The following is a 26,152-nucleotide window of genomic DNA, read 5'->3' as shown; positions in this document are numbered from 1 at the left end:
GCAATCGCCCATCATCAGGTCTCCCACGGGCTGACGTTTCCGTGATCCGGTGCTAAGAGCCCCGGCAAACCAGACCATTCAGCGCAAGAGAGTCCGACCGTGGCCCGTATCACCCTCCGACAGCTTCTCGACCACGCCGCCGAGCACGACTACGCCGTGCCCGCGTTCAACATCAACAACATGGAACAGGGCCTGGCGATCATGGAGGCGGCCGAGGCCGTCGACGCGCCGGTGATCATCCAGGCGTCGCGCGGTGCGCGCAGCTACGCCAATGACATCATGCTGGCGCGGCTGATCGACGCCCTGGTCGAGATCTATCCGAACATCCCGGTCTGCATGCACCAGGACCACGGCAACGGCCCGGCGACCTGCGCCACCGCCATCCAGTACGGCTTCACCAGCGTGATGATGGACGGCTCGCTGGAGGAGGACGCCAAGACCCCGGCCTCCTACGAGTACAACGTCGCGGTCACTCGCACGGTGGTCGACATGGCCCACAGCTGCGGCGTCTCGGTCGAGGGCGAGATCGGCGTGCTGGGCTCGCTGGAAACCGGCATGGGCGAGGCCGAAGACGGCCACGGCTTCGAAGGCAAGCTGGACCATTCGGCCCTGCTGACCGACCCCGACCAGGCGGTCGAGTTCGTCCAGGCGACCCACGTCGACGCCCTGGCCATCGCCATGGGTACCAGCCACGGAGCCTACAAGTTCACCCGCAAGCCGGACGGCGACATCCTGGCGATGAACGTCATCGAGGCGGTGCACAACCGCCTGCCCAACACCCACCTGGTGATGCACGGCTCATCCTCGGTGCCGCAGGACCTGCAGGACATCATCAACGAGTTCGGCGGCGAGATGCCCCAGACCTGGGGCGTGCCGGTCGAGGAGATCCAGCGCGGCATCAAGCTGGGCGTGCGCAAGATCAACGTCGACACCGACAACCGCATGGCCATGACCGGCGCGATCCGGAAAGTGCTGATGCAGAAGAAGGGCGAGTTCGACCCGCGCGCCTATCTGAAGCCCGCCAAGGAAGCCATGCGCGCGGTCTGTCAGGCCCGCTTCGAGCAGTTCGGCGCCGCCGGCTGGGCCGGCAAGATCAGGCCGATCAGCACGGCCGCCATGGCCAAGCGTTACCTGACCGGCGAGCTGAGCCCGAAGATCGGCGTCAGCAAGGCCGCCGCGGAGTAGCGGCCTCCCGCCCGGTTCAGTGAAGCGTGGGCCGGGCGTGATTGCGGCGCCATAGCTCGGCGGTCAGCACGTTGGCGAAGCCGATCCAGCCGACGTAGGGCGTGACCATGCCGGCGGCCGGCGCATCCACTTGCCGCGCGCGCCAGGCGTAGGCGGCGGACGTGCCCAGCGAAACGACGGCGGCGCTCAGCTGGCCGCCCAGCCGTCGCGGGCCGAGCGCCATCCAGACCGCGTTGAACGCCTGGACCACGCCCCAGAGCGTCAAGGCCTGGGTGCGGGCGGGGCTGGACGGGGCATTCCAGACGCGCAGGCCCGACAGCGTCAGCGCCAGAAACAGCGGTGGCCAGACCAGACCGAAAGCGAATTTCGGCGGCGAGAAGCCCGGCTGAACCAGATGGTCGTAGTCGTGCTTGATCTCGGGGTTCTCGGGGATCGGCGCGTTGGCCCGCGCGATCAGGGCCGAGGCGAGCACCGCACCGGCGGTCAGTCCCAGCCCGAGCAGCAGATGTCGCGTGGAGCGGCCCCGGCTGTTGGCGATGTCATCGACGGCGTCCCGTGCGGCCTGGGCGAACATGGCGGTCTCCTCGCGTACCAGCGGAAACCGGTTGGCAGGGCATAGGGTTCCGCCCGTCGGGCTAGCGGCGCGTCGCCCAGGCGAGCCAGACCGCGATGAGCGCGAGAGCAATCGCGAAGGCGGCCCGCACGCGTGCGCCCTCGCCATCGCTGAGCCGGGCGAGCATCGGAGACGCGCGGGCGGCCGCCTGAACTATGATCGAATGGATCGCCAGCGCGACGGCGATGTGGATCAGGCCCAGGCCCAGCGCCTGCGCCGCGAACGGACGGCCCGGATCCGTGAACCCGGGCAGCAGCGCGATGTAGAACACGGCCGCCTTGGGATTGAGGATGTTGGCCAGGAAGCCTCGCCAGGCCAGCCTGATGCGCGAGGGTTCGATCACGACGTCACCGGGACCCGTCGGCGCCTCGCCTCGCCATGTGTCCCACGCCAGCCACAGCAGATAGGCCACGCCCGCCCAGCGCAGGAGACTGTAGAGCCAGGCGGCCTGGAGGATGACCTCGGTGAGGCCGAACACCGAAAGCAGCATGTACGCGGCCAGTCCGGCCGTGACGCCGGCTATGGTCGCAAAGCCGGCGAGCCGCCCGAAACGGCCGGCGACGATGGCCAGGTAGCCCATGTTCGGGCCGGGCGTCAGCTCGATGAGCAGGATCGCCAGAAGGAAGGACAGGAGATGGGCGGGATCGGGCATCACAGCCTTCAGCCCTAGCGTATCGGCCGGCGGCCGTCGCGGTGTCGATTGCCGGGCAAGGACCATTCCATCGCGAATCCCGGCCGCGGCATGCCTGTCGTCACCTATGCCCTGAGGGGGTTGCTGGTGTAGGGACGGTCGCATGACCGCCGACTGCCGCCTCTATCTGATCACCCCGCCGCGTCTCGATGACCTCGTCGCCTTCGCCCAAACGCTGTCGGCGGCGCTCGATGCGGGCGACGTCGCCGCCCTGCAGATCCGCCTCAAGGACGCTCCCGATCAGGTCATCGCCGCCGCCGTGGAAGTGCTCGGCGTCATCGCCCGGGCGCGCGACGTGGCCGTGATCCTCAATGACCGGCCGGATCTGGCCGCCAGGTTCGGCTGCGACGGCGTGCACGTCGGCCAGTCGGACGCTTCCTGCAAGGACGCCCGCAGGATCATGGGCCGGGACGCGATGATCGGCGTGACCTGTCACGACAGCCGCCACCTGGCGATGGAAGCCGCCGAAGACGGCGCTGACTATGTGGCCTTCGGGGCGTTCTTCCCGACCACGACCAAGGACGCGCCGACGACGGCCGATCCCGAGATCCTGTCGATCTGGCAGGAGACCATGTCGGTTCCGTGCGTGGCCATTGGCGGGATCACCGCCGACAATGCCGCCGGGCTGGCGACTGCCGGCGCGGACTTCATCGCCGTCAGCGCAGGAGTCTGGGCCCATCCGGGCGGCCCGGCCGCCGCCGTAAGGGCGCTCAACGCCGCCATCTCGGAAGGCCTGGCGGCGCGGTGATGTTGCGTCCTTCGAGACGCGATCCTGAGGGATCGCTCCTCAGGATGACGTAGAGGGTTGGGCTGAAGTGATATTCGTCATGGTGAGGAGCGAGGCATCAGCCGACCCCGGACTGGATCCGGGGCTCGAACCACGCACTCTGCCCCCGCCTTGCTATCCCATGGCGCCGCCGCTAGGTTCCGCCGCCCTTTCCCGACCCCCGCGCGGCGACCCGACTTCATGAAGATCAACGGCAACACCATCAAACCCGGCATGGTGCTCCAGCACGACGGGGGCCTGTGGGTCTGCGTGAAGGCCTCGCATGTGAAGCCCGGCAAGGGCGGCGCCTTCGCCCAGGTCGAGATGAAGAACCTGATCGACGGCCGCAAGCTCAACGAACGCTTCCGCTCGGACGACAAGGTCGAGCGCGTCACCCTCGACCAGCGCGACAACACCTACCTCTACGCCGAGGGCGAGATGCTGGTGTTCATGGACGCCGAGAATTACGAGCAGATCAGCCTGCACCAGGACTTCGTCGGCGAGGACCAGGTTCGCTTCCTGCAGGACGGCATGAAGGTGAAGGTCGAGTTCCACGAGGAACGTCCGATCAGCATCTCGCTGCCCGAACACGTCGTCCTGACCATCGTTGAGGCCGACGCCACGACCAACGGCCAGACCGCCTCATCCTCCTACAAGCCCGCCAAGGCCGACAACGGCATGCGCATTCTGATCCCGCCCTACATGGAAGCGGGCGAGCGCGTGCTGGTCTCGACCGAAACCGGCGAATACCTGCGCAGGGCCGACTGACGTGTCCACAGCTTCAGCACTTCTGACCGTGATGATCGACGCCGCCCGCAAGGCGGCCAAGGGTCTGGCTCGCGACTTCGGCGAACTGGGCGAGCTCCAGGTGTCCAAGAAGGGGGCCGGGGACTTCGTCACCGCCGCCGACATCAAGGCCGAACAGGCGCTGTTCGAGGCCCTGACCAAGGCGCGTCCGGGCTACAGCTTCCTCGGTGAAGAGCGGGGCCTGATCGAAGGCACCGACAAGACCCACCGCTGGATCGTCGACCCGCTCGACGGCACGACCAACTTCATGCACGCCATCCCGCACTTCGCGGTCAACATCGCGCTCGAGCGCGAGGGCCAGATCGTCGCGGCGGTGACCTACAACCCGATCACCCACGACACCTTCTGGGCGGAAAAGGGCAAGGGCGCCTGGCTCGGCAACGAGAAGCGACTGCGCGTGGCGGCCCGCACCCGGCTCGACGAAAGCCTGCTGGGTACCGGCGTCCCCTTCATCGGCCGCCCGGGCCACGGCCAGTTCCTCAAGGAGCTGCACCAGATCAGCCAGCGCGTCTCGGGTGTGCGTCGCTTCGGCGCCGCGGCCCTTGACCTCGCCTGGGTGGCCGCCGGCCGCCTGGACGGCTTCTGGGAACGCAACCTCAGCCCCTGGGACGTGGCGGCGGGACTGTTGCTGGTCACCGAAGCCGGCGGCAAGGTCACCGACCTCGAGGGCGCCGATTACAGCGTCGAGCGCGGCGACATCCTCGCGGCGAACCTGGAACTGCACCCGCAGATTCTAGAGAAGCTCCAGGCGGCGCAGTAGGCTGCCGGGGACAAGTCCCCTCCGGACCCTAGTCGAAGATATCGAACAGGTCGAAGCCGCGCTTCCTGCGGCGGCGGTAGTCGTCATCGTGGTCGTGGTCCCGCCGGTAGTGCGGGTCCGTCTGGCGTTCGGGGCCGCGCCAGGCCGGATCCGGCCCGCGCGGGGCCGCCGGCCTGGGGGGTGGAGCCTCGGCGCGGCCGGCCTCCATCAGCTTCTCCAGTTCGCCGCGATCCAGCCAGACGCCCCGGCAGGTGGGGCAGAAGTCGAACTCCACGCCCGAGCGGCTGACCGATTGCATGGCGGCGTTGTCGTTTGGGCAGACGAGCAGGGGCATCAGGACTCTCCGTTTGCAGGGGGAAGGGGGGCGGCGCCACGCGTGCGCCAGAGCGAGTAGAGGACGCCGCTCGCCAGGATCGCGAAGGTGATGGCGAGCGACCATTCAGCCGGGAATTTGCCCAGGCCCAGCAGGTCGGCGACGAAGATCTTCGAGCCGATGAACACCAGCAGCACGGCCAGGGCCTGCTTGAGCCAGGCGAACCGGTGCAGCACCGCGGCCAGGGCGAAATACAGCGCCCGCAGGCCGAGGATGGCGAAGATGTTCGAGGTGTAGACGATGTAGGGATCAGTGGTGATGGCGAAGATCGCCGGCACCGAATCGACCGCGAAAACGACGTCCGCGATCTCGATCATCACCAGCGCCATAAACAGCGGGGTGATCCACAGTACCGGCTTGCCACCGGCCTTGACCGGCTGCCGGACAAAGAACCGTTCACCGACCAGCTGGTCGGTTACGCGGAACCGCCTGCGCATCCACAGCAGCAGCGGGTTGGCGGCGAGGTCCTTTTCCTTGCCGCCCGGCCAGAGCATGCGCACGCCGGTCACGATCAGGAAGGCAGCGAACACATAGAGCAGCCAGGCGAACTCGCTGACCAGGGTCGCGCCCACGCCGATCATGATCGCGCGCAGCACGATGACGCCGAGGATGCCCCAGAACAGCACCCGGTGTTGCAGGTCGCGGGGAATGGCGAAGAAGCTGAAAATCAGGGCGATGACGAACACATTGTCCATCGCCAGGCTCTTCTCGACGACAAAGCCGGTGATGTATTCGACGCCCGCCCGGGCCCCGAGTTGGGACCAGACAAAGGCGCCGAAGGCCAGGCCGATGGCGATGTAGCCGGCCGAGAGGGCCAGGCTTTCGCGGACACCGATGGTCCGGCTGCCGCGATGCAGGACGCCAAGGTCCAGGGTCAGCAGCAGCCCGACGACGGCGACGAACGCCAGCCACATCCACAGCGGCTGACCCAGTAGGATGAAAAAGAAACTCTCCAGCTTACCCTCCTGTTGTCTGGAGGGTGGCGCGGCGCCGTGGCGTAGGGATTCCTGTCCGGACCCGGCATCGAGCTCACCCGATGCGGTCCGACATCACGCGCTTTCGCTGCGTCAGAGGGGCCCGGCCCGCGACGGGGAGATAGGGGCAGGTCCATCGGCCGGCAAGGGGCGCCCGCGCCGAAATGAAAGCTGTCCGCAGCGTCTTGACGAACCCGTCATGGGGCGCGGCTAATCCCGCCTCATGACCCTCACCCGACGCTCCCTCGCCGCCGCGAGTCTTGCCATGGCCGCCAGCCCAGCCCTCGCCGGTTCACACAGGCCGCGCCCCATCGTCATCGGACACCGCGGCGCCAGCGGCGAGCGGCCCGAGCACACGCCGATGGCCTACCGCCTGGCGATCGCCGAGGGCGCGGACTTCATCGAGCCGGATCTGTGCATCACGAAGGACGGCCATCTGGTCGCCCGGCATGAGAACGAGATCGGCGGCACGACGGATGTCGGCGCACGGGCCGAGTTCGCCGCCCGCAAGACGACCAAGGTCATCGACGGCCAGTCGATCACCGGCTGGTTCACCGAGGACTTCACCCTCGCCGAGATCAAGACGCTGCGGGCCCGCGAGCGGCTGGCGCAACTCCGGCCCGCCAACACAGCCTTCGACGGACAGGAAGCGATCCCGACCTTCGCCGAGGTCGTGGCCATCGCGAAGGCGGCCGGGGTCGGCGTCTATCCGGAGATGAAACACCCGCGCCATTTCGCCTCGGTCGGCCTGCCGTTCGAGCAGCGGATGGCGGACGCCCTCAAGGCCGAGGGGCTGAATTCGAAGAGCGCGAAGGTCTTCGTCCAGTGCTTCGAGGTCGGGCCGCTGAAGACCATCCGCGCCCTGACGAAGGCGCCGCTGGTCCAGCTGATCGATTCGGAGGGTTCTCCTGCCGACGTTCCGGACCTGAAGTACGCCGATATGGTCTCGGCCGCCGGCCTGAAGGCCATCGCCGCCTATGCCGACGGCGTGGGGCCGGACAAGTCTGTGATCGTGCCGACCGACGGCCAGATCCTGCTGCCGCCGACGGCTCTGGTCGCCAATGCGCACAAGGTCGGGCTGAAGGTTCATCCCTGGACGGTGCGGGCGGAGAACTACTTCCTCCCTGCGGCCCTCCAGAGAGGCCCGCAGGGGCCTGAACGGCCCCGCCTGCACGGCGACGTTGGCGCGATGTTCAAGGCGCTGTACGAGGCCGGCGTGGACGGCCTGTTCAGCGATTTCCCCGGTATGGCTGTCGAAGCGCGAAAGGCCTTTCTCGCATGATCCGTTTTCCGCTCGCCGCGCTTGCCGCCTGCCTGGTTCTCGCCGCCACGCCCGCGCTCGCCGCGCAGAACCTCGATCAGCTGGCCGAGCAGTATGTGAAGCTCAGCCTGGAGATCGGCGAGCACGAGGACGGCTATATCGACGCCTACTACGGGCCGCCCGAATGGGCCGTGGCGGCGAAGGCGAGCAAGCGCGATCTGCCGGCGCTCGCGAAGGCGGTTGATGAGCTCAGTTTCGCCCTGGGCTTTGCCTCGTCGAAGGGATCGACGGACCTGACGGACGAGGATCGCCGCCGCGTGGCCTTCCTGCAGGCCCAGCTCACCGCCGCGCGCACCCGCCTGCGCATGATGCAGGGGGAGAAGCTGAGCTTCGAGGACGAGGCGGAGGGCCTGTTCGGGGTGCGACCCGTGCTCAAGCCTCTGTCGGCCTATGATCCGGCGCTGAAGCAGATCGAGGCGCTGGTCCCCGGCGACGGGCCGCTGTGGCAGCGGGTCGACGCCTTCAACGACCGCTTCATCATCCCGGCCGACAGGCTGAAGCCCGTCATGGACGCGGCGATCGCCGAGTGCCGTCGGCGGACCATGGCCCATATTGCCCTGCCGGCGACAGAGCAGTTCACGCTGGAGTTCGTCACCGGCAAGTCCTGGTCCGGCTACAACTGGTACAAGGGCAATGCGACCAGTCTGATCCAGGTGAACACCGACCTGCCGGTGCGCCTGAGTCGCGCGGTCGATCTGGGCTGCCACGAGGGCTACCCGGGCCACCATGTGCTGAACATGCTGCTCGAGGACCGGCTGAGCAAAGGCAAGGGCTGGGTCGAGTTCACCGTCTATCCGCTGTTTTCGCCGGAGTCGCTGATCGCCGAAGGCAGCGCCAACTACGGCATCGAACTGGCCTTCCCGGGTGACGAGAAACGGGCCTTCGAGGTCGGAACCCTGTATCCGCTCGCCGGCCTCGATCCGAAGGATGCGGCGCGCTACGACGCCATGCTCGAAGCCCAGAAGGCCCTGGCCGGCGCCCGCTTCACGATCGCCAGCGACTACCTGTCCGGCAGGATCACGAAGGACCAGGCGATCGAACTGACCCAGCGCTACGGCCTGGTCTCGGCCAAGCGGGCCGCCCAGACGGTGGCCTTCGCCGAACAGTACCGCAGCTATGTGATCAACTACGGCCTCGGCATGGACATGGTCCGCGCCTTCGTCGAACGCGCCGGTCCGGATCAGGATCGTCGCTGGAAGGCGATGCAGTGGGTTATTTCGGGCCCGACACTGCCGAATGAACTGCTGCCGTAGCGGGCGGGGCCGCGGTTCGGTCCGCTACCGCGACGGCGGCAACACCCGGCGTGGATGCACCCCGTCGACGTAGCCCATGAAGGGCGGATGGATCGAATAGCCGAGCAGTTCACGCGCCCGCTCGGGCAGGGTCGTCGCGATCTCCGGCGGGACGGCCAGGACCATGTTCTCCAGCTGTCGAACCCAGCCGGCGCAGTACTGCGGGGTGATGATCAGCCGGGGCCGGTCCGACCGGTTGGCGCCGCCGCGATGCACCAGCGTGCCCTTGGCGATAGCGAGGGATCCGGCCGGCATGACCAGCTTGACCGAGTCGGACCGGGCGCCTGGATCGCCCTTGCCGTCGCGCAGGGTCGGGTCGGTGAAGCTGCCCGGGCCGATGGCGCCGTCGATGGCCACCTCACCCCAGAGGTGACTGCCCGGAATGACCTCGGTGGCGCCGTTCAGTTCGGTTGTGTCGTCGATGGCCCAGAAGCAGCTGACACCGTAGGCCTTGCGCGGCCGGGGCCCGCCCGCGTCGTCAAAGTGCCACGGCTGAACCGTCTCGCCGGGTTGCAGGTTGATCGCCAGACAGGCCGACAACAGGCAGGTCGGACCCAATTCCGCCTCGGCGAAGGCCAGCGCCAGCGGGTGGATGGCCAGATCGGCGAACACCGGCGACTTGGCCAGCATGGCGTAGACGCGGTTGGTCCTGAACCCCTCGAAGTCATTCCGGCCGGATTTGCCCCCTTCGATATAAGGGGCGAGGGCGGAGCGGAGGGCCTCGACCTGCGTCGGCGTCAGCACGTTCTCGATGATGACGAAGCCGCGTGCGTCGAACTCCGCCTTCCAGTCGGCGAAGGAGCGGTCACCGAGCCAGGCGGCGGCGGCGTCGATGGTGTTGGAGACGGCTTCCATCGCGACTCCTTGGGCGGACCGCGCCCTGATTGCCCGGCGAGCCCCTAAGCCGCCTCCACCCCGAACTGCAGCTGGGCCAGTTTGGCGTAGAGGCCGCCGGCCTTGCTGAGCTGGCTGTGGGCGCCTTCCTCGACGACGCGACCCTCGTCCATCACGACGATGCGGTCGGCGCGCAGGACGGTGGCCAGCCGGTGGGCGATGACCAGGGTGGTGCGGTCGCCCATGGCGCCTTCGAGGGCCTTCTGGACCAGTCGCTCGTTCTCGGCGTCCAGGGCGCTGGTGGCCTCGTCGAGCAGCAGGATGGGGCTGTTGCGGACCAGCGAGCGGGCGATGGCCAGCCGCTGCTTCTGACCCCCGGAGAGGGTCTTGGCCCGTTCGCCGACGGGCGTGTCGTAGCCCTCCGGCAGGGCTCGGATGAAGCCGTCGGCTTCAGCGGCCCGGGCGGCTGCGTGAACCTCCTCCAGCGTCGCGTCCTCGCGGCCGAAGCGGATGTTGTCGAGCGCCGAGCCGGAGAACAGCGACGCGTCCTGCGACACCAGCGCCATGCGGGCGCGGACCTCGGCGGGATCGGCGTCCTTCAGGTCGACGCCATCGAGCAGGATACCGCCGGCCTGCGGGTCATAGAAGCGCAGCAGCAGGCGCAGGACGGTGCTCTTGCCGGCGCCCGAGGGGCCGACCAGGGCGACGGTCTCACCGGGTTTCACGCTGAGGTCGAAGCCGCGCAGGGCGGGCAGGTCGGGGCGGCCGGGGTAGGCGAAGGTCACGCCTTCAAAGGTGATCTCGCCGCGTGCCGGGACGGGCAGGGCGGTCGGGTGGACCGGGGCGGCGATCAGCGTCCTCGACGCCAGCAGTTCGAAGATCCGCTGCATTGCGCCCGCTGCCTGCTGCACCACGCCCCAGACTTCGCCCAGGGCGCCGACCGATGCGCCGGCGAATACCGACAGGGCAAGGAACTGGATCAGCTGGCCCGGGGTCATCGTGTGATTGACCACCGCATGGGCCGCCGTCCAGAGCAGCAGGCCAATGCCGCCGAAGATCAGGCCGATCACCACCAGCGTCATCAGTGAACGGGCCATGACCCGCTTCAGCGAGGTGCGGAAGGCGGTTTCGACCGCGTCGCCGAACCGTTTGTCAGCCATCGTTTCACGGCCAAATGCCTGCACGGTGTCGAGCGCGTCGAGGCTCTCGCCGGCGAAGCCCACGGCCTGGGCGAAGCGATCCTGCGTTTTGGTCGACAGGGTTCGCACCCGACGGCCGAACAGGAACATCGGCGCGATCAGCAGCGGCGCCATGATCATGACCCAGAGTGTCAGCTTGGGCGAGACAATCGCCAGCATGATCGTCGCGCCGATCAGGCTGAGGAAGTTGCGCAGGGCGATCGAGGCCGCGGAGCCGACGAGGTTCTCGATGATCGTCACGTCCGTGGTCATGCGGGACAGAACCTCGCCTGTCCGGGTCTTGAGGAAGTACGACGGATCAAGGGTCAGGACGTGGCGATAGAGCGCCTTGCGCAGGTCGGCGACGACCCGCTCGCCCAGCACAGTGATGAAATAGAACCGCGCCGCGGTAGCGAAGGCCAGCACCAGAACGACCAGCGCCGCCAGTCCGAAATAGCGGTTGAGGTTGTCCGCCGACAGAAAGCCTTTGTCGACCACCAGCCGGAGGGCCTGGGTGATGCTCAGCGTGGCTCCGGTCGAGAACAGCAGGAAGAACCCGGCCGCCGCCGCGTGACGCCAGTGCGCGGTAATGAAGGGCAGCAGATGGACGAGGTTTTTAACGTCGCGGCTCTTGGGCCGGCGCGCCGCTTCCTCGGTCAGACTCTGGGCCAGGGCGGCGCCCGCGCTGGGCCGTCCGTCGGCCACGGCGTCCGCCGCGTTGGTGTCAGTCATGCTCGGCCCCTTGCCTTCGTCGCGGCCCTTCTGTATAGCCGCGCCTCTTCGGTGGCCCGAACTTTCGGCCGCCAGATCAACATTCCTCTTAAGTCGGTTGGACCGCCCGATGAAACAAGACACCCATCCCGACTATCACTTCATCACCGTGGTGATGACGAACGGCACGACGTACCAGACGCGCTCGACCTACGGGAAAGAAGGCGCGACCCTGAACCTGGACATCGACCCCTCGACGCACCCGGCCTGGACCGGCGGCAACGCCCACCTGCTGGACCGCGGCGGCCGCGTGTCGCGCTTCAACGCCAAGTTCGCCGGCTTCACCGCGAAGAAGTAGGCGTCGGCGTCAGCCAACGAGATTCGAAAAGGCCGGCTGGGGAAACCCTGCCGGCCTTTTTGCTGTTGTGATCGTAGTGCGTGGTTCGAGACGCTCGCTCGGAGCTCGCTCCTCACCATGACGGGCAGAGGTGTTCGTCATCCTGAGGAGCGGACCCTCAGGTCCGCGTCTCGAAGGACGCAATCAGAGCGCCGCCCCCCCGAACGCATCCCGCAGGCGGTCCATCTGCGACAGCACCGGGTGCGGCGTGGTCTCGGTGGAGGCCTCGACATACATGCGGCGGTCCAGATGGCGGACGCGATCGTACAGGCGGGCTGACCGGTCGAGCAATTCCAGCAGCCCGAGCGGCAAATCATGCAGGGCTTCGGCTTCGCTGACCGAGGTGTCCTCGGCGTCGAGACGATAGCGGCTTTCGCAGGCGGCCTCGGGGGCCATGTCGCCCTCGCGGACGGCGCGCTGGACCAGCAGCCAGGACGCGACGCGCATCAGCCGGGTGGTCAGGCGCATGCTCTCGGAGGCGTAGGACAGCGCGGCGTTGCGGGACAACAGTTTGGAGTCCTGGCGGCCACCGCCATCGAGATAGGCCGCGGTCTCCTCGACCAGGTCCATGCCCTCGAGAAACGTGCGGTCAAACAGCTCCGAGCGGGCGAAGTCAGCGATCACATTCGCCCGCCACGGCGCCGTTGCGGGCGCGCCGAGTTCATTCATGGACAAGATCGCCCCTCACAAGAAACGCGCGGGATCACTTTCCCGCATTGTCTGGACGGCTGCAACCGGCGTGCCAAGCCCCGGTCATCCGCCCTCAGAACTTGAAAAACGCATCGGCGGCGGACTTGCTGGCCCGCTTCTTTTCAATCTGGGCCTCGGTTCGCGCGATTTCGGCCCGCAGCAGGCCCACCCGCTCCTCGAGGTCATCCACACTGTAGAGTTCGAGGTCCTCGCGCAGCGCGAGCGACAACGCCTCGCCCCTGTGCCCGCGCGGTTCGGCTGGTTCGTCGCTCATCGCCGGGGCCTCCCTATCGCTTCCGACGTCTTTCACGATATCAGACGCGCGCTGACGATAACACACAAGCCCGGGAGCAGGACCATGGCCGAGACCAGCATGACCGCCGTCGCCGTCGAGGGCGGCAAGGGACCGGCGGAAGCGCTCAAGGCAGAAGCAACGCCCCGTCCTGTCCCGAAGGACGGTGAAATCCTGATCCGGGTCAGGGCCGCCGGCGTGAACCGTCCCGATCTGCTCCAGCGCATGGGCTTCTATCCGCCGCCTCCTGGCGCGCCGGCCACGCTGGGCCTTGAGGTCGCCGGCGAGGTGGTCGAGGGCGCAGGCCGCTGGAAGGCGGGTGACCGGGTCGCCGCCTTGCTGGGCGGCGGCGGCTATGCCGAATATGCGGTGGTCGACGCCCGCCACGCCCTGCCGATCCCGGCGGGCTTTGACTTTGTCCGCGCCGCCGGCCTGCCCGAGACGGTGTTCACGGTCTTCGCCAATGTGTTCGAGCACGGGGACCTGAAGGCCGGGGAGACCTTCATGGTCCACGGCGGCACGTCCGGCATCGGCGTGACCGCCATCCAGATGGCCAAGGCAGCGGGCGCGAAGGTCATCGCCACCGGCCGCGGGGCCGACAAGGCCGCCCAGGCGCTGGCGCTGGGCGCTGACGTCGCCGTCGACACCACCACCCAGGACTTCGCCGAGGTCGCCACGGCCGAGGGCGGCGTCGACGTCGTGCTCGACATGGTCGGCGGATCGTATTTCGCGAAGAACCTGCAGGCGCTGAAGACCGGCGGCCGAATCGTCTACATCGCCTCGCTCGGCGGCGGGATGCTCGAGGTCCCGATCATGGCCATCATGCAGAAGCGGGCGGTCCTGACCGGCTCGACCCTGCGGCCCCGCCCGGCGGACGAGAAGGCCCGCCTGGCGGCCGAGGTCGAGCGGATCGTCTGGCCGTGGATCGAGGCGGGCAAGATCAATATCCCGATCGACGCCACCTTCCCGTTGGCCGAGGCGGCGAAGGCCCATGCGCACCTGGAGGCCGGCGCGCATGTCGGGAAGGTCGTTCTGACGGCCTGAAATACCCGCGACAACGGAACGCCGTTTCCTTTGTCCGGGAACGTCTCTATATGGTCTCTGCAACACCCCGCCCGGCCGAAAGGCCGGGCGCCGTCGTTTCTGGAGCACGACATGTCCGACCAAATCCTGATGCCGAAGGCGACCGCCGTCTGGCTCGTGGACAACACCTCGCTGACCTTTGAACAGATCGCCGACTTCTGCGGTCTGCACCGCCTGGAAGTCCGCGGCATCGCCGACGGCGAAGTTGCGCGCGATATCCGCGGCGCCGACCCGATCGCCAACGGCCAGCTGAACCGCGAAGAACTCGACAAGGCCGGGGCCGACCCGAAGTACCGCATGGTCGCCCAGAAGAGCCGCCACGCCGAGCTGCTGAAGCCGGTCAAGAAGGCCCCGCGCTACACGCCCGTGTCGCGCCGCCAGGACCGTCCGGACGCCATCAAGTGGTTCGTCACCCACCACCCGGAAGTGACCGACGCCCAGATCGCCCGCCTTCTCGGCACGACCAAGTCGACCATCGAGTCGGTGCGTACGCGCGCTCACTGGAACAGCGCCAACATCAAGGCGGTGGATCCGGTCACGCTTGGCCTGACCACCCAGATCGACCTGGACGCGCTGGTCCGCAAGGCCGCCGACAAGAAGACCAAGGACGACGCCCGCAAGGGCATCGTCGCTCCCGATGGCGCGACCCTTCGTCCGGCTTCGGAATCGGTCGTGGAGGATGAGCCTGAGGTCGAAACCGACGAAGAGGCCGCCAGCCACGTCAACCTCAAGACCGTGTTCGCCGACGACGTCGACGACATGGACGACGAGGACTAGGGCGAGATGCTCCCCCATCGGGGGAGCTGTCCGCGAAGCGGACTGAGGGGGTCACCCGAAACTTGAGCGGACCCCCTCCGTCTCGCCTGACGGCGATCCGCCTCCCCCGATGGGGAGGATCTCAGGATGATCAGTGAACCCGCATCCGAAGGCTTTCGATCTCTTCCTTCAGGCGCAGTTTCTGTCGCTTGAGTTCCTTCAGGCGGATGTCGTCCTTGGCCGGCCTGCTGGTTTCGTCCTGAATCAACCGTTCAAGCGTCTGGTGACGGTTACCGAGTTCGCGAATGCGGGCGTCCAACGCCATTCGTCGCCTCCTCTGTTAGGGCCTGACGAGTGAACACCCGTCCCGGGCGCAAGTCAGATCACAAACGGTTGCGCTTGGTACGGAAGGCTTTGCGGTCTTTCCCGCGTTCCCGGGCGCGCGTAGAGATGAGGCGTCATGGCTGAAACCGCGCGACAGAAACTTGTGATCGGCATCTCCGGGGCCTCCGGCGTGGTCTATGGGCTGCGGGCGCTCGATGCCTGCCGCGACCTCGGCGTCGAGAGCCACCTGATTCTGTCCAAGGCGGCTGTCCTCACGCTGGCGGACGAAACGGAACGCTCGGTCGCCGAGGTGAACGCCATGGCGGACGTGGTGCACAAGGTCGGCGACATCGGCGCCGCCATCGCATCCGGCTCGTTCCGCGCCCTCGGCATGCTGGTCGCCCCCTGTTCGGTGCGGACCATGAGCGAGATAGCCACCGGCGTGACCTCCAACCTGCTGACCCGGGCCGCCGACGTGACGCTCAAGGAGCGCCGGCCGCTGGTGCTGATGGTCCGCGAGACGCCGTTCCACCTGGGCCACCTGCGCACCATGGTCCGGCTGGCCGAGATGGGCGCGACGATCGCCCCGCCGCTGCCGGCCTTTTACGCCAAGCCGCAATCCATCGCCGAGATGGTCGACCAGTCTGTGGGCCGTGCGCTCGACCTGTTCGGTCTCGACTGGAAAGCCGTGCGGCGTTGGGGCGAGGACCTTGATCCGATCGTGGAGGGCGCGTGAGCTTCTGGGACTGGGCGCTGGCCGCCTATGATCGACCCGGCGTGCCGGAGGCCTGCCTTGCCCTGCAGGACGAGCACGGCTTCAACACCGCCCTGCTGCTGTGGGCCGTCTGGGCCAATCCGGATCGTGAGACTCTCGCCAACGGGGTCCAGACCACGGTGCTGTGGGACGAGACCGTCCTCTGGCCGTTGCGCAATGTTCGTCGCGCCCTGAAGGGCCATCGGCCGCCGTTCGCCGATGCGCCGCGCGAGGGGCTGCGCGAGGACGTGAAGGCCGCCGAGTTGCGCGCCGAGCGCACGCTGATGGACACCCTTGAGGGCTTCGCCGGCCCGGCCGCCGAGGCTGACCCGAAAGGCGCCCTGACCCGGGCCGCCATGGCCTGGTGCGGTCAGGCGCCGGCCGAACCGCTCGACCGCCTCGCGCGGGCTCTGGCGTGACAGGCGCGGCGGCTGTATTTTCCCTTCGTGAGGGAGCGCGCCGACCATGAATGACGACGATGGGCTGTACGCCATGCCCAACATGGAGGTGCGCGGCCGGCTGATGGAATTGCGCCAGCGGCACCAGGACCTCGACGCCGCCGTGGAAGCCCTGCTCGACAAGCCGCTGCCCGACCAGCTCCAGATCGCCCGGCTGAAGAAGCAGAAGCTGATCCTGCGCGACCAGATCACCAAGCTGGAAAACCAGCTGACCCCGGACATCATCGCCTAGGGCGCTACCTTTCAGCGGCCTTGCAGGTCGCCAAAGGTAGCGTAGCCTCTCCCCGAAACGACCCCGGGGAGGGAGCATCATGGATCTCGAACAAATCTTCTCGCTGATGAGCGGCCTGGCGATGGCGGGCTGGCTGGCGCTCGCGCTCGCGCCCCTGCGGCGGGACAAGCTGGTCGCCGCCGCGCGCGTGATCGCGGCCATTCTGGCGCTGGCCTACGTCATCCTGATCTATCGCGGCCTCACCGCCTCGGGTGGGCCGGAGGGCGGCGGCTTCGGCTCGCTTGCGGCGGTGATGATCCTGTTGTCGACACCGGCGGCCATGTTGCCGGGCTGGATCCACTACCTGTGTTTCGACCTGTGGGTCGGGACCTGGGAGGTCGAGGACGCGCCGAAGGCCGGCGTGCCGCACTGGCTGTTGCTGCCGATCCTCGGCCTGACCTTCATGTTCGGCCCGGCCGGCCTGTTCACCTATCTGGTGGTGCGGTTCGTGCTGGCGCGCGTCAGGCCGAAAGTGGCTTAGGGGATAGCCTCGCCACCCCATACGCCGTCATCGTCGGACTTGTTCCGACGACCCATGCACTCGGTCGATGGAGACGACGCGCGGCGGTGCGACCGAGACCGCCTGGCCGCCACGATGCGCTTGGGTCGTCGGAACAAGTCCGACGATGACGGGGTGAGAGGTAGCTACCACGCATCCACCCAGCCCCGCGCCGGGCGCCGGCGCGGCGGGCAGCTGTCGAGGCCGCGGATGATCCAGCGGCGGGTTTCGGCCGGGTCGATGACGGCGTCGATCTCCAGCGCCGCGGCCATGCTGGTCGCCTTGCCGGCGGCGTAGAGCCGGCCGACCAGCTGGTCGTACAGGGCCTTGTTCTTCTCGGGATCGGTCTCGGCGGCCAGCTCCTTGCTGTAGCCGAGCTTGACGGCCCCCTCGAGACCCATGCCGCCGAACTCGCCGGTCGGCCAGCTGGCGATGAACACCGGCGCGTGGAAGCCGCCGCCCGCCATCGCCTGGGCGCCGAGGCCGTAGCCCTTGCGCAGCACGATGCACATCAGCGGCGTGCCGAGCTTGGCCCCGGCGATGAACTGGCGGCTGACGCGGCGCACGGCGCCGGCCGCCTCGCTGTCGGGGCCGACCATGAACCCCGGGGTGTCGCACAGGCTCAGCACCGGCAGGTCGAAGGCGTCGCAGAGCTGCAGGAAACGGGCGCACTTCTCCGCCCCGTCGCAGTCGATGGCCCCGCCCAGATGGCGCGGGTCGTTGGCGATCAGCCCCATCGGCCGACCCTCGACGCGGATGAAGCCGGTGATCATCCCGGCCGCGAAGCCACGCCGCAGTTCGAGGAAGCTGCCGTCGTCGGCGAGGGTCTCGATCAGCGGCCGGATGTCGTAGACCCGCAGCCGGTTCTCGGGGATCGCGCGGCGCAGGTCGCGCTGGTCGGCGGCGGTCCAGTCAGCGACCTTGCCCTGGAACGTCGACATGGCCTGCTTGGCCAGGGCCGTGGCGTGGGCCTCGTCGTCGGCCAGGATGTCGATCACCCCGTTGGCCCACTGCACGTCGCTCGGGCCGATGTCCTCGGGCTTGAAGACGCCCAGACCCCCGCCCTCGATCATGGCCGGACCGCCCATGCCGAGGTTGGAGTCCTTGGTGGCGATGATGATCTCGCTGAGACCCGCGATGGCCGCGTTGCCGGCGAAGCAGCGGCCGGCGACGATGGCGATCTTGGGCACTTCGCCGGACAACTCGGCGAACTTGCCGAAGGTGGTCACGTCCAGTCCCGCCACACCCGTGCCATCGGTGTCGCCCGGCCGGCCGCCGCCACCCTCGGCGTACCAGACCACCGGCAGCTTCTGCTCGCCGACGATGTGCAGCAGCCGGTCGGTCTTCTTGTGGTTCATGTTGCCCTGGGTGCCCGCCAGGACGGTGAAGTCGTAGCTCAGCGCCGCGACCCGCGCCTTTTCGGGCGTGAACAGGTGGCCGTTGATCGCGCCGATGCCGGCGATCAGACCGTCGGCCGGCGTGGCCTTGATCAGGTCTTCCAGCGTGCGGCGGCGACGCTGGGCGGCGATGGTCAGCGCGCCGTATTCGATGAAGCTGCCGGGATCGAGCAGGTCGTCGAGGTTCTCCCGCGCCGTGCGGTGGCCGGTGCGGCGGCGTTTGGCCACGGCCTCCGGCCGGTTCTCGTCGAGGGTGAAGGCGTGCCGGTCGATGACAGCCTGCAGGTCCGGCCGGATATGGTCGGGATCGATCTGGGCCGCCTCGGCCTGCGCGTCGGCGACGACGTCGGCCGGTTCGAGGAACAGGATCGGCTGGCCCTTGAGCAGGGTTTCGCCCTTCGCTGCGGCGATGCGCACGACGCGGCCGCCCTCCGGCGCGGCGACGACATGCTCCATCTTCATGGCTTCGAGGATGGCCACGGTCTGGCCCGGCGCGACGAGGTCGCCCTCGGCCACCTCGATGTGCCCGACTGTCGCCAGCAGCGGCGCGGCGACGCTGAAGGCGCCATCGAGGCTTTCGAAGTCCTTTTCGATGACCGGGGCGACAGTCTCGATGGTCGCGGTCTCTGTCTTCGGCAGCTTCGCCAGCAGGTCGGGCAGGTGCGCTTCAAGGAAGCGGGTGGTCGCCTGGCCGCCGGTCACGGCCGGCTCGGCCAGGACGGCGCGCAGGAGCGGGGCGCTGGTCTCCACGCCGTCCAGCCGGAACTCGCCCAGCGCCCGGGCGGTGCGGGCGCAGGCGGACGCCATGGTGTCGCCCCGGCCGATGACCTTGGCCAGCAGGCTGTCGTAGGCCGGGCTGGTGACGTAGCCGGCGTAGCCGTAGCCGTCGACGCGCACGCCCGGGCCGCTCGGCGGCTCGTAGGTGGCCAGCCGCCCGCCGCCGGGCAGGGTGGCGCCGTCGGCGGTCAGGGTTTCCAGATTGACCCGCGCCTGCACCGCGAAGCCGCGCGGCTTCGGCGCTTCGGTCAGGCCCAGCTGGACAAGCGTCCTGCCCGCCGCCAGTTCGAACTGGACGCGGACCAGGTCCAGGCCCGTGACCTCCTCGGTGACCGTGTGCTCGACCTGCAGCCGGGCGTTGGTCTCGATGAAGGCGAAGCCGCCCTTGCTGTCGACGAGGAACTCGACGGTGGCCAGGGTGCGGTATTTGGTGGCCGCGCACAGCCGTTCGGCGGCCTCGTGCAGCGCCTTGCGCAGGGGTTCCGGCAGGATCGCCGGGGCGCTCTCGACGAGCTTCTGGTTGCGGCGCTGGATCGAGCAGTCGCGGTCGCCGACAGCCAGCACGGCTCGTCCGTCGGCCACGATCTGCACCTCGATGTGCCGCGCGTCGGCGACCAGCCATTCGGCATAGACCGCGCCGTCGCCGAACGCCGCCAGCGCCTCGCGCGAGCAGGCGGCCAGGGCGAACTCGATCTCCGCCTCGGTCTGGACGATGCGCATGCCGCGACCGCCGCCGCCGGCCACGGCCTTGAGCATCATCGGGCCATTCTTCCTGAAGAAGGCCTTCGCGCCGGCGAGATCGATCGGTCCCGTGCCGGCCAGCACCGGAACCTTGGCCTTGGCCGCCAGAGCCCGGGCTTTCGCCTTGTCGCCGAACAGCTCCAGCGCGTCGGGCGCCGGGCCGATGAAGGTGATCTTCGCGGCGGCGCAGGCGCGGGCGAAGGCGGCGTTTTCCGACAGGAAGCCGTAGCCGGGGTGGATGGCGTCGCACTTCGCCGTCTTCGCCGCGGCGATGACGCCGTCGATATCGAGATAGGCCTTCACGCCCGAGCCCTTCAGGGCCACGGCCTCGTCGGCGGCGCGGACGTGCAGCGAGGTGGCGTCGTCCTGGGCGTGGATCGCGACGCTGACGATGCCCAGCTCCGCCGCCGCCCGGGCGATGCGGATGGCGATCTCGCCGCGGTTGGCGATCAGCACGCGCTTGAAGCTCAAGGGGAAACCTCCGTCGGCTCATACGGCCGTTTGAACGCAGCATAGCGTCCCGGCTTGACTCTCCAAGCCCGCAGCGCGAGAACAAAAGTAGAACATTGGAGAACAGTCATGCCGGCGTCGCGGCTCGCCCGCCTCGCGGCCGTGAAGGGCCAGGTCGCCGCTCTGGAAGCGGGGACTCGGACTCCATCCACCGTTCTGCCGTTCGGCGATCCCCGCGTCGACGACTGTCTGCCGGGCGGCGGACTGCCGCTCGGCCGATGGCACGAGGTGACCGGTGACGGGATGGATGTGGAGACGGGGGCCGCCACCGCCGGCTTCGCCGCCCTGCTGGCCCTGCCGCTGGCGGCGCGCGGGGCGGTGGTCTGGATCCTGCGTCGGGACGACCTCTACGCCCCCGGGCTGGAGACGCTGGGCTTTCCGGCCCGGCGGCTGATCCAGGTGCGGGTGCGCGACGACACCGCGGCCCTGATGGCCCTGGAGGACGCGCTCGGCTCGGCCGGGGTGGCCGCCGTGGCCGCCGAGATCGAGGACGTCGACCTGACCGCCGGCCGCCGGCTGCAGCTGGCCTGCGAGAAGCACGGGGCGACCGGTTTCGTGATCCAGCGGCGGCCGTTCGGCGGCGCGTCCCGCAAGGGTGTGAGCGGTTCGGCGGCGGCGACGCGCTGGCGGGTCGGGGTCGCGGCCAGCGATCCGCCGGCGGGGGAACCGGGCCTCGGCCCGCCGCGCTGGACCGCGGCGCTTGAACGCTGCCGGGGCGGCCGCCCCGGTGAATGGACCTTTGAATGGCGGCAGGAGGCTGACCATGGCTCGCATCCTCTCGCTGTGGCTGCCGGACTGGCCGGTGACGGTGTGGAACCGCAGGAACGCGGCCGGCTCCGGGCGTGACCCTGGAACCCTTCCCCCTCAATGGGGGAAGGGCAGGGATGGGGGTGCGGGCGCCGGGGTTACCGGTTCGGGCTCGGGAGTCGTCGGCGCCTCGCCGAGCCCTTCACCGCGCCGACCTGGCCACACCCCCACCCAACCCTCCCCCATCGAGGGGGAGGGCTTTCCTTTGGCCCTGCTCATCACTGAACGTGGCACGCGCCGGCTGCATGCCCTCGACGCCGGGGCGCGGGCACTGGGCCTGTACGCGGGACAGAAGGCCGCCGACGCCGCGGCCCTGGTTCCGGAGCTGGTCACCGCCGACGCCGATCCTGAGGGCGACGCGGCGGCCCTGACGGCGCTGGGCGACTGGTGCGTGCGCTTCTCCCCGGCCGTGGCGGCCGACGGGTCCGACGGGCTGGTGCTCGACATCACCGGCGTCTCCCACCTGTGGGACGGCGAGGCGGCGATGCTCGAGGACCTGCTGACGCGGCTGGCGGCCAACGGCATCCCGTCGCGCGGCGCGGTCGCCGACACGCTCGGCGCTGCCTGGGCCCTGGCGCGGTATGGCGAAGCGCCGGCCATGGTCATCCCCCCGAACGGTCAGGCGCCCGTTCTCGCCCCTTTGCCGGTCGCGGCGCTGCGGCTGGACGCGGCGGCGACGGCGCAGCTGCCCCGGCTGGGCCTGACCCGCGTGGCGCGCCTGCTGGACCTCCCCCGGGCCCAGCTGACCCGGCGTTTCGGACCGCTGGTGGTGCGCCGGCTGGACCAGGCCCTGGGCCGGGCCGAGGAGGCGCTGACCTATCGCCGGCCGCCCAGCCCCTGGTTCGACCGCCTGGCCTTCGCCGAACCGATCAGCGTGCTGGACGATCTGGTCCGCGCGACCGGCGACATCGCCACGCGGCTGTGCGAGCGGCTGACCGCCGAGGGCCGGGGCGGACGGCGGTTCGAGCTGACCTTCCACCGGCTGGACGGCAAGGCCTTCCCCGTGCGGGTCGGGCTGTCGACCCTCGGCCGCGACCCCGGCGCCCTGACGCGGCTGTTCGCGCCGAAGCTGGAGGCCATCGATCCCGGCTTCGGCATCGAGGTGGTGACCCTCTCGGCGGGCGGGGTGGAGCTCATCTCCGCGGCGCAGGGCCAGCTCGACAACAGCCGCGCGGCCATGGCGGAGGAGGGGCTGGCGGCGCTGGTCGACCGGCTGGTCAACCGGCTGGGCGAGGACCAGGTCTGGCGGGCCGAGGTGTTCGAGAGCCATGTGCCCGAACGGGCCGTGCGGTCCGCCGCGCCGATGAGCCCGGCCGCCGTCGCCGGCTGGGGTCCCGACCGGCCGCGACCTATTCGCCTGCTGGCCCGGCCAGAAGCGATCACCGCCGTGGCCGAGCTGCCCGACGCTCCGCCGGCGACTTTCACCTGGCGGGGCCGCCGTCATCGCGTGCGCCTGGCCGAGGGGCCCGAACGCATCGCCGAGGAATGGTGGCGCAAGCCGATCGACGACGTCCGCACAGGCCTGATCCGCGACTACTACCGCGTCGAGGACGAGGTCGGCGGCCGCTACTGGATCTTCCGCGCGGGGCTCTACGGCGATCCCGAGATCACCGTGCGCTGGTGGCTGCACGGGGTGTTCGCGTGAGCCGCTATGTCGAACTCCAGGCCACCACCAACTACAGCTTCCTGCGCGGAGCCTCGCATCCGGCCGAGCTGGTGGTGACGGCCCAGGCGCTGGGCGTGGAGGCGGTCGGGATCACCGACCGCAACAGCCTGGTCGGGGTGGTGCGGGCCTGGGCGGCGGCGCGCGAGCTGGGGGTGCGGAGCTTGACCGGCTGCCGGCTCGACTTCATGGACGGCACGCCCAGCCTGCTCTGCTACCCGTCCGATCGCGAGGCCTACGCCCGTCTGACCCGGCTGCTGACCATCGGCCAGAGCGGCGCGGAAAAGGGTGACTGCGACCTGTTGCTGGACGACTTTCTCGACCAGGCCGAGGGCCAGCTGTGTCTGATCGTCCCGCCGGCGCGGCTGGACGCGACGTTCGAGACCCGCGCGGCCGGTCTGGCGGGGGCGCTGAAAGGGCGGGTCTGGCTGGCGGCGTCGCGGCTGTTCGGCGCCCAGGACGCCAAGCGGCTTCATCACCTGGCCGGGCTGGCCGGGCGGATCGGCGCGCCGATGGTCGCCACCGGGGACGTGCTCTACCACGCCGCCGAGCGCCGGCCGCTGCAGGACGTGCTGAGCTGCATCCGCGAGGGCTGCACGCTCGAGCAGGCGGGTTACCGGCTGGAGGCCAACGCCGAGCGGCATGTGAAGTCGCCGGCCGAGATGGCCCGGCTGTTCGCCCGCTGGCCGGGGGCGGTGGAGCGGTCGGGGGAGATCGCCGACCGCATCGCCTTCGACCTTGGCGAGCTGCGTGAGGAGTATCCCGACGAACCGGTGCCGCCCGGCAAGACGGCCATGGAGCATCTGACCGATCTCGCCTGGAACGGCGCCCGCTGGCGCTATCCGGAGGGCGTGCCGGACAAGGTCACGGCCTTGCTGAACAAGGAACTGACGCTGATCGCCGAGCTGAAGTATCCCAACTACTTCCTCACCGTGCACGACATCGTCCAGTGGGCCCGCGCCCGGCCCGAGCCGATCCTGTGCCAGGGCCGCGGCTCGGCCGCCAATTCGGTGGTCTGTTTCTGCCTCGGGGTGACCGCCGTCGACCCGACCAAGAAGGACCAGGACCTGCTGTTCGCCCGCTTCCTGTCGAAGGAGCGGGGGGATCCGCCGGACATCGACGTCGACTTCGAGCACGAGCGACGCGAGGAGGTGATGCAGTACATCTACAGGCGTTATGGCCGGCACAAGGCGGCGATCTGCGCCACGGTGATCCACTACCGGCCGCGCAGCGCGATCCGCGACGTCGGCAAGGTGCTGGGCCTGACCGAGGATATCACCGCGGCCCTCGCCGGCACCGTCTGGGGCAGCTGGGGCGACGGCATCGCCCAGGACCACATCCGGCAGGTGGGCCTGGACCCGGAGAACCCCGGGATCGTCCGCGCCACTACCCTGGCGGCCGAGCTTCTGACCTTTCCCCGGCACCTGTCGCAACACGTCGGCGGCTTCGTGCTGACCAAGCGGCGGCTGGACGAGACGGTGCCGATCGGCAACGCGGCGATGAAGGACCGCACCTTCATCCAGTGGGACAAGGACGACATCGACGCGCTGGAGCTGATGAAGGTCGATATTCTGGCGCTGGGCATGCTGAGCTGTCTCAAACGCGGCTTCGACCTGCTCAACCTGCACCATGGCGAGGCGCTGGAGCGCGAGCACGGCGAGCTGTTCACCGACATCGCCCACATCCCTCAGGAGTGCCCGAAGGTCTACGACATGCTTTGCCGCGCCGACTCCGTCGGGACCTTCCAGGTCGAGAGCCGGGCCCAGATGTCGATGCTGCCGAGGCTCAAGCCGCGACGGTTCTACGATCTGGTCATCCAGGTGGCGATCGTACGGCCTGGGCCGATCCAGGGCGACATGGTCCATCCCTATCTCAAGCGGCGCAGCGGTCAGGAGCCGGTGACCTACCCCGCGCCCGCGCCTGAGTTCGGCCCCCCGGACGAGTTGAAGGCCGTGCTCGAAAAGACCTTCGGCGTGCCACTGTTCCAGGAACAGGCCATGCGTCTCGCCATCGAGGCGGCCAAGTTCACCGACGACGAGGCCAACCTGCTGCGGCGGGCGATGGCGACCTTCCGCAACCTCGGCAATCTGGCCGATCACGAGGACCGGTTCATCGGCGGCATGGTCCGACGCGGCTACGACGGCGACTTCGCCGCCCGCTGCTTCGAGCAGATCAAGGGCTTCGGCCACTACGGATTCCCCGAAAGCCACGCGATCAGTTTCGCCCTGCTGGTCTACGCCTCGGCCTGGATGAAGTGCTGGTATCCGGATGCCTTCTGCGCGGCGATCCTAAACTCCCAGCCGATGGGCTTCTACCAGCCGGCCCAGCTGGTGCGGGACGCCCGCGAGCACGGCGTCGAGGTGCGGGCGGTCGATGTGCTGCACAGCGACTGGGACTGCACGCTCGAGCCGGCGTCCGACCCTTCGGCCCGGCTGAAGGCCGTGCGACTTGGGATGCGACAGGTGAAGGGACTTCAGGGCGCCGAGATCCAGCGGCTGGTCGCCGCGCGGGACGCCGGAGCCCGCACCCTGGCCGACCTTGCCCGGACGGCGCGGCTGTCGCGGCGGTCGCTGGAGCTGCTGGCCGAGGCCGACGCCTTCCGGTCGATGGGCATGGACCGGCGGGCCGCGCTGTGGGCGGTCAAGGGCGAGGGGACAGAGGCGGCGGCTGACCGGGACGGCTCGCTGCTGTCGGGCCTGCCGCTATTCGAGGCCGCCGCCGCCCTGCCGGTGATGAGTCTGCCGCAGCATGTGGCCGAGGACTACCGCACCGCCGGCCTGTCGCTGAAGGCCCATCCCTGCGCCTTCTTCCGGCCCCTGCTGGACGAGATGGGCTGCGTTCGCGCCGCCGACCTGCCGAAGATGAAGACCGGACGGCGGGTGTCGGTCGGCGGGCTGGTGCTGATCCGTCAGCGGCCGGGTACGGCCAAGGGCATCGTCTTCGTCACGATGGAGGACGAGACGGGCCCGGCCAATGCGGTGGTCTGGAAGGATGTGTTCAGCGCCAACCGCCGGCTGGTGATGACATCCGCCTTTCTTGTCATCCACGGCCGGATCCAGCGGGACGAGGACGCCGGCAAGGAGGGTCAGGTGATCCACATCGTCGCCGAACGGTTCACCGACCTGACGCCGAAGCTGGCCACGATGCGCGAGGAGGGACAGCAACCCCGCCCGGGCGAGACCGTGCGCTCAAGGCTGGTCCGCAGCCGGGACTTTCACTGAACCACCG

The 26,152-nt window shown here is 69.1% G+C and carries 26 protein-coding genes; 16 read left to right on the top strand and 10 right to left on the bottom strand.

The genetic code is table 11. From position 1 onward, the window contains the following. Nucleotides 1-99: 99 nt before the first annotated feature. Nucleotides 100-1,185: a class II fructose-bisphosphate aldolase gene (gene fba, locus ACODSL_RS05485; RefSeq protein WP_488899627.1), complete on the top strand. Its 1,086-nt coding sequence runs from the start codon at nt 100-102 to the stop codon at nt 1,183-1,185. A 16-nt stretch (nt 1,186-1,201) separates the two neighbouring features. On the opposite strand, the gene ACODSL_RS05480 is transcribed toward fba, so the two are convergent. Both ACODSL_RS05480 and ACODSL_RS05475 read right to left on the bottom strand, forming a co-directional pair. Continuing rightward, on the bottom strand, nt 1,202-1,759 hold the full coding sequence (locus ACODSL_RS05480) for a TspO/MBR family protein (RefSeq protein WP_488899626.1): 558 nt from the start codon (nt 1,757-1,759) through the stop codon (nt 1,202-1,204). A gap of 61 nt (nt 1,760-1,820) precedes the next feature. Next, the gene (locus tag ACODSL_RS05475; RefSeq protein ID WP_488899625.1) at nt 1,821-2,450 is read right to left on the bottom strand and encodes a LysE family translocator; all 630 of its coding nucleotides are present in this window, start codon (nt 2,448-2,450) and stop codon (nt 1,821-1,823) included. 142 nt (nt 2,451-2,592) lie between these two features. On the opposite strand from ACODSL_RS05475, the gene thiE reads away from it, so the two are divergent. The 3 genes from thiE (at nt 2,593) to ACODSL_RS05460 (ending at nt 4,822) form a co-directional block, all read left to right on the top strand. Further along, nucleotides 2,593-3,237 carry a thiamine phosphate synthase gene (gene thiE / locus ACODSL_RS05470; RefSeq protein WP_488899624.1) on the top strand — a complete coding sequence of 215 codons (645 nt, stop codon included), beginning with the start codon at nt 2,593-2,595 and terminating at the stop codon, nt 3,235-3,237. Nucleotides 3,238-3,456: 219 nt separating this feature from the next. Beyond that, a complete protein-coding gene (efp, locus tag ACODSL_RS05465; protein WP_488899623.1) occupies nt 3,457-4,023 on the top strand; it encodes an elongation factor P in 567 nt (188 codons plus the stop codon). A gap of 1 nt (nt 4,024) precedes the next feature. Next, on the top strand, nt 4,025-4,822 hold the full coding sequence (locus ACODSL_RS05460) for an inositol monophosphatase family protein (protein ID WP_488899622.1): 798 nt from the start codon (nt 4,025-4,027) through the stop codon (nt 4,820-4,822). 28 nt (nt 4,823-4,850) lie between these two features. Here the strand turns inward: ACODSL_RS05460 and ACODSL_RS05455 are convergent, their stop codons facing one another. After that, on the bottom strand, nt 4,851-5,156 hold the full coding sequence (locus ACODSL_RS05455; RefSeq protein ID WP_488899621.1) for a TFIIB-type zinc ribbon-containing protein: 306 nt from the start codon (nt 5,154-5,156) through the stop codon (nt 4,851-4,853). Then, the gene (locus ACODSL_RS05450; protein ID WP_488899620.1) at nt 5,156-6,109 is read right to left on the bottom strand and encodes a TerC family protein; all 954 of its coding nucleotides are present in this window, start codon (nt 6,107-6,109) and stop codon (nt 5,156-5,158) included. Before ACODSL_RS05450 ends, ACODSL_RS05455 begins: the two co-directional genes overlap by 1 nt. A 325-nt stretch (nt 6,110-6,434) precedes the next feature. On the opposite strand from ACODSL_RS05450, the gene ACODSL_RS05445 reads away from it, so the two are divergent. Both ACODSL_RS05445 and ACODSL_RS05440 read left to right on the top strand, forming a co-directional pair. Continuing rightward, complete coding sequence (locus ACODSL_RS05445) at nt 6,435-7,451, top strand: glycerophosphodiester phosphodiesterase (protein ID WP_488899619.1); 1,017 nt, start codon at nt 6,435-6,437, stop codon at nt 7,449-7,451. Next, complete coding sequence (locus ACODSL_RS05440; RefSeq protein ID WP_488899618.1) at nt 7,448-8,743, top strand: hypothetical protein; 1,296 nt, start codon at nt 7,448-7,450, stop codon at nt 8,741-8,743. Before ACODSL_RS05445 ends, ACODSL_RS05440 begins: the two co-directional genes overlap by 4 nt. A 24-nt stretch (nt 8,744-8,767) precedes the next feature. Here the strand turns inward: ACODSL_RS05440 and ACODSL_RS05435 are convergent, their stop codons facing one another. Together ACODSL_RS05435 and ACODSL_RS05430 are read right to left on the bottom strand one after the other, a co-directional pair. Continuing rightward, nucleotides 8,768-9,637, bottom strand: a complete 870-nt coding sequence (locus ACODSL_RS05435; protein ID WP_488899617.1) for a phytanoyl-CoA dioxygenase family protein — start codon at nt 9,635-9,637, stop codon at nt 8,768-8,770. Between the two features lie 44 nt (nt 9,638-9,681). Beyond that, nucleotides 9,682-11,526 carry an ABC transporter transmembrane domain-containing protein gene (locus ACODSL_RS05430; protein WP_488899616.1) on the bottom strand — a complete coding sequence of 615 codons (1,845 nt, stop codon included), beginning with the start codon at nt 11,524-11,526 and terminating at the stop codon, nt 9,682-9,684. 109 nt (nt 11,527-11,635) lie between these two features. Here ACODSL_RS05430 and rpmE point away from each other — a divergent pair, with 109 nt between their 5' ends. Then, a complete protein-coding gene (gene rpmE, locus ACODSL_RS05425; RefSeq protein ID WP_488899615.1) occupies nt 11,636-11,863 on the top strand; it encodes a 50S ribosomal protein L31 in 228 nt (75 codons plus the stop codon). Nucleotides 11,864-12,046: 183 nt separating this feature from the next. Here rpmE and rcdA read toward each other — a convergent pair whose 3' ends face one another. Together rcdA and ACODSL_RS05415 are read right to left on the bottom strand one after the other, a co-directional pair. Further along, nucleotides 12,047-12,571 (bottom strand): protease adaptor protein RcdA, encoded by a 525-nt coding sequence (gene rcdA / locus ACODSL_RS05420; RefSeq protein WP_488899614.1) that lies wholly within the window; start codon nt 12,569-12,571, stop codon nt 12,047-12,049. Nucleotides 12,572-12,665: 94 nt separating this feature from the next. Continuing rightward, entirely contained in the window at nt 12,666-12,866 is a 201-nt protein-coding gene (locus tag ACODSL_RS05415) for a DUF1192 domain-containing protein (protein WP_488899613.1), read from the bottom strand. An 84-nt stretch (nt 12,867-12,950) separates the two neighbouring features. On the opposite strand from ACODSL_RS05415, the gene ACODSL_RS05410 reads away from it, so the two are divergent. Further along, complete coding sequence (locus ACODSL_RS05410; protein ID WP_488899612.1) at nt 12,951-13,928, top strand: NAD(P)H-quinone oxidoreductase; 978 nt, start codon at nt 12,951-12,953, stop codon at nt 13,926-13,928. Between the two features lie 111 nt (nt 13,929-14,039). Next, a complete protein-coding gene (locus ACODSL_RS05405; RefSeq protein WP_488899611.1) occupies nt 14,040-14,744 on the top strand; it encodes a DUF1013 domain-containing protein in 705 nt (234 codons plus the stop codon). Nucleotides 14,745-14,874: 130 nt separating this feature from the next. Here ACODSL_RS05405 and ACODSL_RS05400 read toward each other — a convergent pair whose 3' ends face one another. After that, complete coding sequence (locus ACODSL_RS05400) at nt 14,875-15,048, bottom strand: YdcH family protein (RefSeq protein WP_488899610.1); 174 nt, start codon at nt 15,046-15,048, stop codon at nt 14,875-14,877. Nucleotides 15,049-15,183: 135 nt separating this feature from the next. On the opposite strand from ACODSL_RS05400, the gene ACODSL_RS05395 reads away from it, so the two are divergent. The 4 genes from ACODSL_RS05395 (at nt 15,184) to ACODSL_RS05380 (ending at nt 17,011) form a co-directional block, all read left to right on the top strand. Then, on the top strand, nt 15,184-15,783 hold the full coding sequence (locus ACODSL_RS05395; protein WP_488899609.1) for a UbiX family flavin prenyltransferase: 600 nt from the start codon (nt 15,184-15,186) through the stop codon (nt 15,781-15,783). Then, on the top strand, nt 15,780-16,220 hold the full coding sequence (locus ACODSL_RS05390; RefSeq protein ID WP_488899608.1) for a TIGR02444 family protein: 441 nt from the start codon (nt 15,780-15,782) through the stop codon (nt 16,218-16,220). The genes ACODSL_RS05395 and ACODSL_RS05390 overlap by 4 nt, the downstream gene beginning before the upstream one ends. Nucleotides 16,221-16,266: 46 nt before the next feature. Then, complete coding sequence (locus ACODSL_RS05385; RefSeq protein WP_488899607.1) at nt 16,267-16,491, top strand: YdcH family protein; 225 nt, start codon at nt 16,267-16,269, stop codon at nt 16,489-16,491. 79 nt (nt 16,492-16,570) lie between these two features. Further along, nucleotides 16,571-17,011, top strand: a complete 441-nt coding sequence (locus tag ACODSL_RS05380) for an ABA4-like family protein (protein WP_488899606.1) — start codon at nt 16,571-16,573, stop codon at nt 17,009-17,011. A gap of 164 nt (nt 17,012-17,175) precedes the next feature. Here ACODSL_RS05380 and ACODSL_RS05375 read toward each other — a convergent pair whose 3' ends face one another. After that, nucleotides 17,176-20,415, bottom strand: a complete 3,240-nt coding sequence (locus tag ACODSL_RS05375; protein ID WP_488899605.1) for an acetyl-CoA carboxylase family protein — start codon at nt 20,413-20,415, stop codon at nt 17,176-17,178. Between the two features lie 108 nt (nt 20,416-20,523). Here ACODSL_RS05375 and ACODSL_RS05370 point away from each other — a divergent pair, with 108 nt between their 5' ends. The 3 genes from ACODSL_RS05370 to ACODSL_RS05360 all read left to right on the top strand — a co-directional run bounded on the left by ACODSL_RS05370 (nt 20,524) and on the right by ACODSL_RS05360 (nt 26,145). Continuing rightward, entirely contained in the window at nt 20,524-21,300 is a 777-nt protein-coding gene (locus tag ACODSL_RS05370; protein WP_488899604.1) for an ImuA family protein, read from the top strand. 232 nt (nt 21,301-21,532) lie between these two features. Then, on the top strand, nt 21,533-22,906 hold the full coding sequence (locus tag ACODSL_RS05365) for a DinB/UmuC family translesion DNA polymerase (protein WP_488899734.1): 1,374 nt from the start codon (nt 21,533-21,535) through the stop codon (nt 22,904-22,906). Further along, the gene (locus ACODSL_RS05360) at nt 22,882-26,145 is read left to right on the top strand and encodes an error-prone DNA polymerase (RefSeq protein WP_488899603.1); all 3,264 of its coding nucleotides are present in this window, start codon (nt 22,882-22,884) and stop codon (nt 26,143-26,145) included. The genes ACODSL_RS05365 and ACODSL_RS05360 overlap by 25 nt, the downstream gene beginning before the upstream one ends. The last annotated feature ends 7 nt before the right edge of the window (nt 26,146-26,152 follow it).

This window comes from Caulobacter sp. FG121, from assembly GCF_057809815.1.
Note: the sequence above shows the minus strand (reverse complement) of the source record. Positions and strands in the feature narration are given on the sequence as shown.

Coding starts and splice junctions, on each gene's coding strand:
- ACODSL_RS05475 (WP_488899625.1), bottom strand. CDS start 2,450: ATGCCCGATCCCGCCCATCTCCTGTCCTTCCTTCTGGCGATCCTGCTC.
- ACODSL_RS05455 (WP_488899621.1), bottom strand. CDS start 5,156: ATGCCCCTGCTCGTCTGCCCAAACGACAACGCCGCCATGCAATCGGTC.
- efp (WP_488899623.1), top strand. CDS start 3,457: ATGAAGATCAACGGCAACACCATCAAACCCGGCATGGTGCTCCAGCAC.
- ACODSL_RS05440 (WP_488899618.1), top strand. CDS start 7,448: ATGATCCGTTTTCCGCTCGCCGCGCTTGCCGCCTGCCTGGTTCTCGCC.
- ACODSL_RS05370 (WP_488899604.1), top strand. CDS start 20,524: ATGCCGGCGTCGCGGCTCGCCCGCCTCGCGGCCGTGAAGGGCCAGGTC.
- ACODSL_RS05430 (WP_488899616.1), bottom strand. CDS start 11,526: ATGACTGACACCAACGCGGCGGACGCCGTGGCCGACGGACGGCCCAGC.
- ACODSL_RS05405 (WP_488899611.1), top strand. CDS start 14,040: ATGTCCGACCAAATCCTGATGCCGAAGGCGACCGCCGTCTGGCTCGTG.
- ACODSL_RS05480 (WP_488899626.1), bottom strand. CDS start 1,759: ATGTTCGCCCAGGCCGCACGGGACGCCGTCGATGACATCGCCAACAGC.
- ACODSL_RS05385 (WP_488899607.1), top strand. CDS start 16,267: ATGAATGACGACGATGGGCTGTACGCCATGCCCAACATGGAGGTGCGC.
- ACODSL_RS05380 (WP_488899606.1), top strand. CDS start 16,571: ATGGATCTCGAACAAATCTTCTCGCTGATGAGCGGCCTGGCGATGGCG.
- rpmE (WP_488899615.1), top strand. CDS start 11,636: ATGAAACAAGACACCCATCCCGACTATCACTTCATCACCGTGGTGATG.
- ACODSL_RS05395 (WP_488899609.1), top strand. CDS start 15,184: ATGGCTGAAACCGCGCGACAGAAACTTGTGATCGGCATCTCCGGGGCC.
- thiE (WP_488899624.1), top strand. CDS start 2,593: ATGACCGCCGACTGCCGCCTCTATCTGATCACCCCGCCGCGTCTCGAT.
- ACODSL_RS05400 (WP_488899610.1), bottom strand. CDS start 15,048: ATGGCGTTGGACGCCCGCATTCGCGAACTCGGTAACCGTCACCAGACG.
- ACODSL_RS05450 (WP_488899620.1), bottom strand. CDS start 6,109: ATGTGGCTGGCGTTCGTCGCCGTCGTCGGGCTGCTGCTGACCCTGGAC.
- ACODSL_RS05435 (WP_488899617.1), bottom strand. CDS start 9,637: ATGGAAGCCGTCTCCAACACCATCGACGCCGCCGCCGCCTGGCTCGGT.
- ACODSL_RS05415 (WP_488899613.1), bottom strand. CDS start 12,866: ATGAGCGACGAACCAGCCGAACCGCGCGGGCACAGGGGCGAGGCGTTG.
- ACODSL_RS05410 (WP_488899612.1), top strand. CDS start 12,951: ATGGCCGAGACCAGCATGACCGCCGTCGCCGTCGAGGGCGGCAAGGGA.
- ACODSL_RS05445 (WP_488899619.1), top strand. CDS start 6,435: ATGGCCGCCAGCCCAGCCCTCGCCGGTTCACACAGGCCGCGCCCCATC.
- rcdA (WP_488899614.1), bottom strand. CDS start 12,571: ATGAATGAACTCGGCGCGCCCGCAACGGCGCCGTGGCGGGCGAATGTG.